The sequence below is a fragment of the Stenotrophomonas sp. JC08 genome (assembly GCF_052180205.1).
Taxonomy (GTDB): domain Bacteria; phylum Pseudomonadota; class Gammaproteobacteria; order Xanthomonadales; family Xanthomonadaceae; genus Stenotrophomonas.
In genome coordinates, this window is sequence record NZ_CP197473.1 from 2,736,431 (window position 1) to 2,747,770 (window position 11,340).

Genomic DNA, 11,340 nt, shown 5'->3' on the forward strand with positions numbered 1-11,340 from the left:
CCCATGGCAAGGAAGCCGAGGATCGATCTGGCCGGCGTCGCCCAACATGTCATCCAGCGTGGCAACGACCGCCAACCCTGCTTCTTCCGCGCTATCGACTACCAGCGCTACGTACAGGATCTGCGGGAAATCACACTGGCCCGCGACTGCAACGTGCACGCCTATGTATTGATGACCAACCACGTGCACCTGCTGATGACGCCAACGCGCGTGGGCGCCATCAGCAGCGTGATGCAGGCACTGGGGCGGCGTTATGTGCGCTACATCAACGACACCTATGGCCGCACCGGCACCTTGTGGGAGAGACGTTACAAATCCCACCTGGTCGCCAATGACGAGCACCTGCTGCGCTGCTACCGCTATATCGAACTCAACCCGCGCGCGCATGGTCGCCACCGCGGACCAGTACCGCTGGTCCAGCCATGCAGGTAACGCAAAGGGCCTGCCCGACCCGCTGCTGCATCCCCATGACTGCTATCTGCACCTGGGAACCACGCCATCGGACCGGCAACAGGCCTACCGTGAACTGGTGCAACAGGCCGTCGCCGAGGATGCCGCACGTTTCGCCCACCACCTGCATCACCAGCAACCTATGGGCAACGACCGCTTCCGCGCCGCCATCGAAGCCCAGCTGGGGCGCAGCGTTACCCCACGAAAAGTGGGGAGGCCCAGAAAGCAGACCCAAGAAACATCAGTACCAGACAGCCCCAGCCAGAAGCAGATTTAATTCACTCTGACCCCTGTTTTGTTCCTGTTTTTCTCCTTAAAACCGCTCCATCCCGCGCCCCCAGTCGATCGAGGAAATCTCGCCACGGGGACTAAAGGACAAGACAATTAAAAGCTCACTCCACATCTTGCTCTTGGCCTATCTGCAAATAAACCAGTATCGCCAGAAAAATGAAACCAACGCCATAGAGCGGCATTAATGCCATGGAAGCGAAAGCCATCAACACACGCTGCCCACTACTCGTGGACTGATACCATTCACTGAGAGATTTCCTCCGACCACCATTATTGATACTAGCCTTTATACTTATATCAGCCCGACTTACAGGGGTCGCCGGATAAGCACTTTCCTCACGACTTAAGCGGTAATCCCCCCGCTTTTAGCGGTCTCCAAAAGTGGAGCTAAGCGGCAAGTGCCAGTTTCTGCATGGGCGTGATGCCGCCGAGCGCCATGTTCGGGCGCTCGTGGTTGTAAGTCCAGAGCCAACGGGTGGCTTTGTCCTGTACCTGCTCGATCGAGTCGAACAGGGTTCGGGCCAGCCAGGCGTAACGTACGGTTCGGTTGTAGCGTTCGACATAGGCGTTCTGCTGTGGTTTGCCGGGCTGGATGTGCTCGATGCGGATACCTTGTTGCTCGGCCCATGCCAGCAGCACGCCACTGATGTATTCAGGGCCGTTGTCGCAACGGATCACCCGCGGCCTGCCCCGCCATTCGATGATCTGCTCCAGTGCACGGATGACTCGGGCCGACGGCAGTGACAGATCCACCTCGATGCCCAGCCCTTCGCGATTGAAGTCGTCCAGCACGTTGAACAGGCGGAAGCTGCGTCCGTCGCTGAGCTGGTCGTGCATGAAGTCCATTGACCAGACCTGGTTGATCGCCTCCGGCACCGCCAGTGGCTCCGGGCGTTCGCGTACCAGGCGCTTCTTCGGCTTGATCCGCAGGTTCAACTCCAGCTCCCGGTAGATGCGATAGACCCGCTTGTGGTTCCAGCCAAAGCCTTTGACGTTGCGCAGATGCAGGAAGCACAGGCCGAAACCCCAGTCGCGATAGGCAGTCGTCAATCGCACCAGCCAGTCGGCGATCCGAGCATTCTCCTCGCTCGCCTTGGCCTGGTAGCGGTAGCAGGTCTGGCTCACCGCGAAAGTCTGGCAGGCGTGCCGGATGCTCGATCGCCCACTGTCCACCGCCCATCGGGCCATCTCCCGGCGTTGAGATGGCCTCACCATTTTTTTGACATCGCTTCCTTCAGCAGGTCGGCGCTGAGCTGGGCCTCGGCATACATCTTCTTCAGGCGCCGGTTCTCGTCCTGCAGCTCCTTGAGCTGGGACATCAGCGATGCGTCCATGCCGCCGAACTTGCTGCGCCACTTGTAGAAGGTGGCGCAGCTGATGCCGTGCTCGCGGCACAACTCCGGAACGGGCGTGCCGGCCTCGGCCTGCTTGAGCACGGCGATGATCTGGCTATCGGTGAAGCGGGACTTCTTCATGGAACCTCCTCGGGAAAGCGTACGAGAAAATTCCACTTCTGGCGTCAGCTAACCTGCGGGGGGATTACCAAGCGGTTCCCGCAACTTTCACAAAATTTGGCAAAATCTGATGTTTTACAACCACATTGCTCGCAGTACATATTAACCCCCATCCAGCCGTTGAGCGTCGCATTCCAAAAAAACCACTCTCACCAAGGCTATCACAGAAAAGCGTAATGGTAACGCACATGAAAGCCAACAGGACGGCACCAATAAAAACCACAGTCCGGAGCCGATGCATCTACCGTACTCATACTGCCTCCATGTAATTATCAAACCCTGCCGGGATACGAGCAATTTCGGAGAGCCATTGGAGCACGGCACGGAAGCAAGTCGGCACACAGCAAATACGCCTCCGCCACCAGTCGGAGCACATAATTAATAATGTCGATCGAATCTTCCATACAGGTCATAAGTAGAGAACCTACGCGGTAGCCACATTCCGAATAATCAGCAACCCCTTCGATTACTGCGTATAGATTCCAATCCACGCTAGGGAATGTTGGCGATTAAATATCGCTGCACCCAAAGCCGTAACTACCGCTTACTCAGCATCCGTACGAATGATCTGGCAAGCCAGTGAACCTGAGAGAACAGCTCATAATGACCCAAGAAGAATTCGATTTACAAACACTAGATTACTAGCTCGACGACAGTGCCGATCTACCCATCGAAGACCTACCATTTCAGGTACTTGAGGTAACCGGATGGAAAAGGATCGAAACACTCTGCTACCTAGGCAAAGCCTTTCTCTCCTCTTTCTTCTGAGTGTGGTCATCGAATCAGGCATTCTGGCTAGGCTTGGCGTATTGACTCCGCTGCCACTATGCGCGCCGCACATAAAAAAGAGCGGCCACCAGACCGCTCTTTTCAATCACACCGCAGGAAGAATCAAACCCCCACAGGGTTCGCCTTCTCCGGATCAATCCCGTACTGCTTGATCGCCCGGGCCACATCCTTCGCGGTCATCTTGCCATCCTTCGCCAATGCTGCAATTGCGGCGTGGGCGATGTAGTAGCGGTCCACTTCGAAGAAACGACGCAGGTTGGCGCGGGTGTCGGAGCGGCCGAAGCCGTCGGTGCCCAGGACCGAGTAGGTGCCCGGCACGAAGGCGCGGATCTGGTCGGCGAAGGCGCGGACGTAGTCGGTGGCGGCGATGACCGGGCCCTGGCGACCTTCCAGCAGCTCGGTGACGTACGGCTTGCGCTGTTCGGCTTCCGGATGCAGGCGGTTCCAGCGTTCGGCGTCGAAACCGTCGCGACGCAGTTCGTTGAAGCTCGGGCAGGACCAGATGTCGGCGGTGACGCCGAAATCCTTGTCCAGCAGCTCGGCCGCGGCGATGGCCTCGCGCAGGATGGTGCCGCTGCCCAGCAGCTGCACGCGCAGCTCGTTCTTCTTCGGCTTGCCGGCATCGGTGAGCAGGTACATGCCCTTGATGATGCCGTCGGCCGCACCTTCCGGCATGGCCGGGTGGGTGTAGTTCTCGTTCATCAGGGTGATGTAGTAGTACTCGTCGATCTGGTCTTCCATCATGGCCTTGGTGCCGTGCTGGACGATGACGGTGACTTCGTAGCCGAAGGTCGGGTCGTAGCTGCGCACGTTGGGAATGCCGCCGGCGACGATGTGGCTGAAGCCGTCTTCGTGCTGCAGGCCTTCACCGTTGAGCGTGGTGCGGCCGGCGGTGCCGCCGAGCAGGAAGCCGCGGGTGCGCATGTCCGCCGCCATCCACGCCAGGTCGCCCACGCGCTGGAAGCCGAACATCGAGTAGTAGATGTAGAACGGCAGCATCGGCACGTTGGACACCGAGTAGCTGGTGCCGGCGGCCATCCACGAGGCGATGGCGCCCGGCTCGCTGATGCCCTGCTGCAGCACCTGGCCGGACTGGTCCTCGCGGTAGTACATCAGCTGGTCGGCATCGACCGGCTTGTACTTCTGCCCGTACGGGGCGTAGATGCCGATCTGGCGGAACAGGCCTTCCATGCCGAAGGTGCGCGCCTCGTCGGCGACGATCGGCACCAGGTGCGGGCCCAGCTCCTTGTCGCGCAGGCTGATGTTGAGCGTCTGCACGAAGGCCATGGTGGTGGAGTAGCTGCGCTCGCCCGAATCCTTGAGCAGGCGCTCGTAGGTTTCCAGCTTCGGCGCGGTGAAGGACTTGCTGGCCTTCTGCCGGCGCTGCGGCAGGTGGCCGCCGAGTGCGGCGCGACACTCCTGCAGGTACTTCACTTCCGGCGAATCCGGACCCGGGTGGTAGAACGGCACCTGGCCGTCGGCCAGCTGCGCGTCGGTGACCGGGATGTTGAAGCGGTCGCGGAAATGCTTGACCGAATCGTCGTCCAGCTTCTTGGTCTGGTGGGTCGGGTTGAGCGACTCCCCGGCGCTGCCCATGCCATAGCCCTTCACCGTCTTGGCCAGGATCACGGTCGGCATGCCGGTGGTGTTCACCGCCTGGTGGTAGGCGGCGTAGACCTTGTGCGGATCGTGGCCGCCACGGTTCAGGCGCCAGATGTCGTCGTCGGACAGGCCGGCGACCATCGCCGCGGTTTCCGGATACTTGCCGAAGAAATGCTCACGCGTGTACGCGCCGCCGAAGGCCTTGCAGTTCTGGTATTCGCCGTCGACGGTTTCCATCATCAGCTTCTTCAGGACGCCGTTGGTGTCCTTGGCCAGCAGGGCATCCCAGTAACCGCCCCACAGCAGCTTGATGACGTTCCAGCCGCCGCCACGGAACACGCCTTCCAGTTCCTGGATGATCTTGCCGTTGCCACGCACCGGGCCGTCCAGACGCTGCAGGTTGCAGTTGACCACGAAGATCAGGTTGTCCAGGCCTTCGCGGCCGGCCAGAGCGATGGCGCCCAGGGTTTCCGGCTCGTCCGACTCGCCGTCGCCGATGAAGCACCACACCTTGCGGTCGGACTTCTCTATCAGGCCACGGTTCTCCAGGTACTTCATGAACTGCGCCTGGTAGATCGCCGCCAGCGGGCCCAGGCCCATCGACACGGTCGGGGTCTGCCAGAAGTCCGGCATCAGCCACGGGTGCGGGTAAGAGGACAGGCCGCCGCCGTCCACTTCCATGCGGAACTTGTCCAGCTGCTGCTCGCTGATGCGGCCTTCAAGAAAGGCGCGGGCGTAGATGCCCGGCGAGCTGTGGCCCTGGATGAACAGCAGGTCGCCCGGGTGGTTCTCGCTCGGGGCGCGCCAGAAGTGGTTGAAGCCCACGTCGTACAGCGTGGCACCGGAGGCGAAGGAGGCGATGTGGCCGCCCAGGTCGCCCGGCTTGCGGTTGGTGCGGACCACGGTGGCCATCGCGTTCCAGCGGATGATGGAGCGGATGCGCCATTCCAGGTCGGCATCACCGGGGCTCTTGGCCTCCAGCTGCGGGGCGATGGTGTTGACGTACTCGGTGGTGGGAGAGAACGGCAGGTAGGCGCCCGAACGGCGGCTCAGTTCTACCATTCCTTCCAGCAGCTGATGCGCGCGCGCGGGGCCCTCGACATCGATAACGGCCTTCAACGACTCGATCCACTCCTGTGTTTCCAGGGGGTTCGGATCGTTGTTCAGCACTTCATTCAACCAGTTCATTGGCGCTCCCAGTTACTGCGCGCTTGCGTGCGCTCGTTTTTAATTTTGAGCTCGGAAGTGTAGCGCAACCGTTGCCCTTCAAAGGGGGCTACGCCCGCGTATGGCAAGGGAAAAGCCGCTGTCCGGCAGACAAATGACGACAACGCGATGACCGGCAACTGGACACGACAGGACAGCCATCTGCGGCTCCCGCATCACCATGCCGGCAACCGTGGCGACCTGCGGACTGGCCGATGACGGGACGCTGGCGACAATGCTGCCCTGCAACATCGATTGCCACCGTGCCAATGGGCAGTGACCTGGGTGCCGGCAACACAGCGTTGCAGCGGGTAATTTGCCGCCCGGAGGTTTCCGATATATCGTTTTGTGCATTCCGATATATCGAAAACATTCGGATGACCGTCTCCCGATCCCGCTCCCAAAGTGCGTCCCGTCCACTGGGCCGTGGCGACCTGCGCCTGCTGCTGCTGTCGCTGCTCGGCCAGGCGCCGCGGCACGGTTATGAGCTGATCCAGCAGGTCGGCGAGATGTTCCTGCGTGTGTATACGCCCAGCCCCGGCTCGGTGTATCCGCTGCTGGCCGATTTCGAGAACCTGCGCTGGGTGCGCGCCGAGGAGGACGGCGGACGCAAGCGCTACCACCTCACCGCCCTCGGCCGTGCGCAGCTGAAGCTGCAGCAGGCACAGATCGACGACGCGCTGCTGCGCACGCGCCACAGCGCGCGCACGATCACCAAGGCCAACCTGCCGCCAGCGGTCCGCGAGGCGATGCAGCAGCTGACCCGGGCGATGATGCTGCGCCACGGCCGCTGGCAGGACGCCGATATCGAACGCCTCACCACGTTGCTGGATGCGGCCACCGCGCTGGTGCAAGAGGCGCATCCCGAATGAACCGCCCTTTCCCCGTACCGACCCAGCCAGAGCGATCCAGCCAGGTCACCCCGGCCACCGCCGCCATTGACCCCAGGTAACGCCATGACATCGCATGCCTCCACGCAGATCCGCCTCGTCCCCCACTTCCGTTCGCTGCAGGTGCTGCGCAGCCAGCGCCTGACCCCGAACATGCAACGCATCGTCGTCGGCGGCGAGGCGCTGCAGGGCTTCGACAGCCGCGCCGCGGACGACCACGTCAAGCTGTTCTTCCCCAACAGCGAGGGCACCTTCGTGCTGCCGGAGCTGACCGAACACGGCCCGCGCTATCCGCAAGGCCAGCCACCCTCCCCGGCCCGCGACTACACACCGCGCCACTACGACGCGCAGGCCGGCGAGCTGGTGCTGGATTTCGTGCTGCACGGCGACGGTGCCGCCAGCCGCTGGGCGACCAAGGCGCAGCCCGGCGATGAACTGGTGGTGGCCGGCCCGCGCGGCTCGCACCTGATTGCTGATGATTTCGACTGCTATGTGCTGATCGGCGATGAAACCGCCTTGCCGGCGATCGCACGCCGGCTGGAGGAACTGCCGGACGACGCAGTGGCCGAGGTGTTCATCGAGATTCCCGAAGAGGGTGATCGCCAGCCGCTGCACAGCGATGCGCAGGTGACGGTGTCATGGTTCGAGCGCAACGGCTTCGATGCGTCCAGCAGCACCCTGCTGGAGGACGCGCTGGTGGATTTCGAGCAGCCCGACGGCGACACGCACTACTGGATCGCCACCGAGTCCAGCCGCGCGCGGATGATGCGCAAATTCATCGAGGGCCACCTGCAGGTGCCGAAGGAATGGATCCGCGCCACCGGCTACTGGAAGGCCGATCAGGACGCGGCCGGATGACCTTTTTCCGCCTACCGGCGGCTGCATCGGCGCTGCTATGCTCGGCCCCTCCCGCCGCGCCCGGAACATGCCCATGATCCCCTCACGCCCCCGCTTCCCCGCCATCGGCACCGCGCTGGCGGCCGCCCTGCTGGCCACCGCCCTGGGCGCCTGCCAGAGCACGCCGCCGCCCGCCGCTTCGACAGCGGCGCCGGCACCGCTGCCGGGCCTGTGCAACGACACCTCGCTGCAATGGGCGATCGGCAAGGTCAACGATGAAGCCACCGTGCGCCGGCTCAAGCAGGAAAGTGGCGCCGGCCTGGTCAATCCGATCGGCCCGGCCACCATCACCACCCGCGACATCCGCCGCGACCGCCTGCGCGTGTACGTGGATGCCGGCAATGTGATCACCGCCGCACGCTGCGAATAACGCGGCCGGTCGCACTCCGGCCAAATGCAAAGGCCCGCCAGTGATGGCGGGCCTTTGTTGTTGCAGCCGCTGAGCGCTGCGACCAGCGCGGGCCGGTTACTCGGCCTTGGCTTCCTCGGCCTTCGGAATCGAGGCTTCGGTGGTGATGCGGATCTTGACCTCGTCACCGACGTTCGGCGCATAGGCACCGACGCCGAAGTCGCTGCGCTTGATCGTGGTGCTGGCATCGAAGCCGACCGACGGCACCTTCAGCATCGGGTGCTCGCCGCCACCGTTGACGGTGACATCCAGCACCACCGGCTTGGTGATGTCCTTGATGGTCAGGTCGCCGGTCACGGTGAGCTTGTTGGTGCCGGCCACTTCCACCTTGGTGCTCTTGAAGGTGGCGACCGGGAACTTGGCGGCGTCGAAGAAATCGGCGCTGCGCAGGTGCTCGTCGAACTTGGCGGTGAAGCTGTTCAGGCCGGACAGCGGCAGGGTCACTTCCACGCTCGACTTGCCGATATCGGCGGCGTCGTACACCAGCGTGCCCTCGGCTTTGCCGAAGTGCGCGCTCGGGTTGGAGAAGCCGAAGTGGCTCCACTGCGCCAGCACGTCGGTGTGGGTCGGGTCGAGGGTGTAGGTGCCGGACGCCACTTCGATCGCGGCCACTTCCGGGGCGGCTTCGGCCGGCGCGGTAGCGGTTGCAGCAGGAGCGGCTTCCGGCGCGGTGGTCTCGGCCGGCTTGGAGCAGGCGGTGACGGCGGCGGCCAGGGCCAGCGGGAGCAGCAGCTTGGAAACAGTGTTCATGGGATTCTCCGGAAAGGACGGGAAAGGGTTGTGTTCGGTTGCAGGCACCGGCAGCGGACAGCGGCCGCCGGCAGTGGAGTTATTCGATGCGTGCCGCTTCATCGAACGACAGCCGCGGCAGGCGCGGGAACACCCCGGCCGGATCGCCATAGCCGAGGTTGACGAGGAAGTTGGACTTGATCGCGGTGCCGGCAAAGAACGCCGCATCGACCTTGGCGTTGTCGAAGCCCGACATCGGGCCGGCATCCAGTCCCAGCGCACGCGCGGCCAGGATCAGGTAGGCGCCCTGCAAGGTGCCGTTGCGGAACGCGGCCTCGTGGCGGCCTTCGCGCGGGCCGTCGAACCAGGCCTTGGCATCGGTGTGCGGGAACAGATACGGAAGCTTCTCGTGGAAATCCTGGTCGAAACCGACGATCACCGTGACCGGTGCGGCCATCGTCTTGGCCAGGTTGCCCTCCGACAGCGCCGGCGCCAGCTTCTGCTTGGCGTCGGCCGATTTGACGAACACGAAGCGCGCCGGGCTGTTGTTGGCCGAGGTCGGTCCCCACTTCAGCAGGTCGTACAGCGCGCGCAGCTGGCTGTCTTCCACCGGGCGGTCCTGGAAGGCGTTCTGGGTGCGGGCGGTGCGGAACAGCTGGTCGAGCGCGGCATCGGTGAAGACGTCGGACATGGAAACTCCGTGGTGAATTGGCTACGGTCGTGGTCTTGTGCCGGAAAGCGCCGGACAATGGCACGACGACGAGTGGCAACAGTGTAGGGCGCCACGACTGTTGCAACACCCAGCCACGATGAAACGAATTAATGCCACACGCGAAACGATCGATGCTTCCCTGGACGATCACCGACGGCCGCGCCGGAAATGTCCGCCAGGCCGTCGCGTTGGCATCGGCATTGCAGCTGGGCGGCCAGCACCGGCTGCGGTTGCAGCCCAAGGCGCCGTGGCGCTGGTTCGCCCCGCGGCTGCTGCCCGGGGCGATGCAGGGGTTCGGCGACGACTTCCTGCGCATGGCCGGCGCCTCCCCGGGGCTGGCCATCGGCTGTGGCCGGCAGGCGGCCGGTGCGCTGCGGCTGCTGCGCCGGCAGGGCACGCGCACGGTGCAGATTCTTGATCCGCGCATCAACCCCCGCCACTGGGACCTGGTGGTGGCCCCGGCCCACGACCGCCTGCACGGCGGCAACGTGCTCACCCTGCTGGGCAGCCTGAACCCGGTATCGGACGAGTGGCTGGCCTGTGGCCGCGCCGCGTTTTCCAGTTTCGAACAGTTGCCCGGGCCGCGTACCGCCGTGCTGGTCGGCGGCCCCACCGACCACGCCCCGTGGCAGCTGGAGGAGATCGTGCCGCTGTTCCGGCAGCTGGCCGCGCAGGTCCGCGGCGAAGGCGGCAGCATCCTGGCGACCACCTCGCGACGCACCCCGCGCGCGGTAACGCAGGCACTGCTGCAGGCCTTCGACGATGTACCCGGGGTGATCTGGAGCGATGGCGGCGACGGCTCCAATCCCTACGCCGGCCTGCTCGGCTGGGCCCACCGCATTGTCTGCACGCCCGATTCGGTGAACCTGCTTTCCGAAGCCTGCGCCACCCGGGTGCCGGTCAGCGTGATGCTCGGCCACCGCGCACAGGCACGGCTGCGTCATTTCCAGAGCGCGCTGATCGAACGCGGCCGCCTGCTGGAAGCGCTCGCGGCCCTGGACGCCGATCCGTCACAGCCGGTCGAACCGCTGCGCGAGACCCCGCGCATCGCCGCCGAGGTGAAGGCCCGGCTGGGGCTGTAAGTACGGCGCGACGGGCCCGGCACGCGCGACATCCAGCGCATCCCGGTGAAGCGCCATACAGCGCGGCTGCTTACAATGGCCGCCCCCCTTTCCCGAACTGCCGCGCCGTCCCCGGCGTTGCTGCCTGCTGTCGCCATGTCGTTGAACGCCTCCATCCGCTTCGCCCCGCTCACCCTGCCTGCGCTGCTGCTGGCGGTGCTGGCGATGGGTGCGGTGGTGCTGGGCTCGAACGTGCTGGTGCAGTACCCGATCAACGACTGGCTGACCTGGGGGGCGTTCAGCTATCCGGTCGCGTTCCTGGTCAGCAACCTGATCAACCGCCGCTTCGGCCCACGCGCGGCCCGGCAGGTGGCGTGGGTGGGCTTCGCCATCGCCGTGCTGCTGTCGATCTGGATCGCCACCCCACGTATCGCCGTGGCCTCCTGCACCGCCTTCATCGTCGCCCAGCTGCTGGACATCACCGTGTTCGACCGCCTGCGCACCGGCAGCTGGTGGCGTGCACCGATGGTCGCCACCACCTGCAGCGCCACCGTGGACACGGCGATCTTCTGGTCGATCGCCTTTGCCGGTTCGACGCTGCCATGGGTCACCTGGGCGCTGGGCGATCTGGCGGTGAAGCTGGCCATCGGCGTGTGCCTGCTGGCGCCGTTCCGCGCCCTGCTGTGGAAGATGGCGCCGGCGCGTTCGTAAGCCGGCGCGTGAGGATTCCTTCTCCTGTGCGGGAAGGTGGCGCGAAGCGCCGGAGAGGCCAGGAACGAAGCCGCATGCT

11 protein-coding genes are annotated in these 11,340 nt (G+C 64.2%); 7 read left to right on the forward strand and 4 right to left on the reverse strand.

Annotated features, from left to right (window positions below):
* The first annotated feature begins 3 nt into the window (after positions 1-3).
* Positions 4-432 carry a transposase gene (locus tag ACSBPQ_RS12530; RefSeq protein ID WP_442682461.1) on the forward strand — a complete coding sequence of 143 codons (429 nt, stop codon included), beginning with the start codon at positions 4-6 and terminating at the stop codon, positions 430-432.
* Positions 386-727 carry a hypothetical protein gene (locus tag ACSBPQ_RS12535; protein WP_442682462.1) on the forward strand — a complete coding sequence of 114 codons (342 nt, stop codon included), beginning with the start codon at positions 386-388 and terminating at the stop codon, positions 725-727. Before ACSBPQ_RS12530 ends, ACSBPQ_RS12535 begins: the two co-directional genes overlap by 47 nt.
* 401 nt (positions 728-1,128) lie before the next feature.
* On the opposite strand, the gene ACSBPQ_RS12540 is transcribed toward ACSBPQ_RS12535, so the two are convergent.
* Positions 1,129-2,216 (reverse strand): IS3 family transposase gene (locus ACSBPQ_RS12540; protein WP_442682463.1). Its coding sequence is split into 2 segments (ribosomal slippage): positions 1,129-1,964 and positions 1,964-2,216, totalling 1,089 coding nucleotides; the frame shifts between segments, so codons are not numbered across the junction.
* Positions 2,217-3,146: 930 nt separating this feature from the next.
* Positions 3,147-5,834 carry a pyruvate dehydrogenase (acetyl-transferring), homodimeric type gene (gene aceE, locus ACSBPQ_RS12545; protein ID WP_442682464.1) on the reverse strand — a complete coding sequence of 896 codons (2,688 nt, stop codon included), beginning with the start codon at positions 5,832-5,834 and terminating at the stop codon, positions 3,147-3,149.
* Between the two features lie 395 nt (positions 5,835-6,229).
* Here aceE and ACSBPQ_RS12550 point away from each other — a divergent pair, with 395 nt between their 5' ends.
* The 3 genes from ACSBPQ_RS12550 to ACSBPQ_RS12560 all read left to right on the forward strand — a co-directional run bounded on the left by ACSBPQ_RS12550 (position 6,230) and on the right by ACSBPQ_RS12560 (position 8,009).
* On the forward strand, positions 6,230-6,724 hold the full coding sequence (locus tag ACSBPQ_RS12550) for a PadR family transcriptional regulator (protein WP_442682465.1): 495 nt from the start codon (positions 6,230-6,232) through the stop codon (positions 6,722-6,724).
* A gap of 84 nt (positions 6,725-6,808) precedes the next feature.
* Positions 6,809-7,600: a siderophore-interacting protein gene (locus ACSBPQ_RS12555; RefSeq protein ID WP_442682466.1), complete on the forward strand. Its 792-nt coding sequence runs from the start codon at positions 6,809-6,811 to the stop codon at positions 7,598-7,600.
* A gap of 73 nt (positions 7,601-7,673) precedes the next feature.
* Positions 7,674-8,009 carry a hypothetical protein gene (locus tag ACSBPQ_RS12560; protein WP_442682467.1) on the forward strand — a complete coding sequence of 112 codons (336 nt, stop codon included), beginning with the start codon at positions 7,674-7,676 and terminating at the stop codon, positions 8,007-8,009.
* A gap of 96 nt (positions 8,010-8,105) precedes the next feature.
* On the opposite strand, the gene ACSBPQ_RS12565 is transcribed toward ACSBPQ_RS12560, so the two are convergent.
* Both ACSBPQ_RS12565 and ACSBPQ_RS12570 read right to left on the reverse strand, forming a co-directional pair.
* Entirely contained in the window at positions 8,106-8,798 is a 693-nt protein-coding gene (locus tag ACSBPQ_RS12565) for a YceI family protein (RefSeq protein WP_442682468.1), read from the reverse strand.
* 79 nt (positions 8,799-8,877) lie between these two features.
* Positions 8,878-9,468, reverse strand: a complete 591-nt coding sequence (locus ACSBPQ_RS12570; protein WP_442682469.1) for a malonic semialdehyde reductase — start codon at positions 9,466-9,468, stop codon at positions 8,878-8,880.
* Between the two features lie 131 nt (positions 9,469-9,599).
* Here ACSBPQ_RS12570 and ACSBPQ_RS12575 point away from each other — a divergent pair, with 131 nt between their 5' ends.
* Together ACSBPQ_RS12575 and ACSBPQ_RS12580 are read left to right on the forward strand one after the other, a co-directional pair.
* Complete coding sequence (locus ACSBPQ_RS12575) at positions 9,600-10,571, forward strand: mitochondrial fission ELM1 family protein (protein ID WP_442682470.1); 972 nt, start codon at positions 9,600-9,602, stop codon at positions 10,569-10,571.
* Between the two features lie 135 nt (positions 10,572-10,706).
* Positions 10,707-11,261, forward strand: a complete 555-nt coding sequence (locus tag ACSBPQ_RS12580; RefSeq protein ID WP_442682471.1) for a queuosine precursor transporter — start codon at positions 10,707-10,709, stop codon at positions 11,259-11,261.
* Positions 11,262-11,340: the final 79 nt, after the last annotated feature.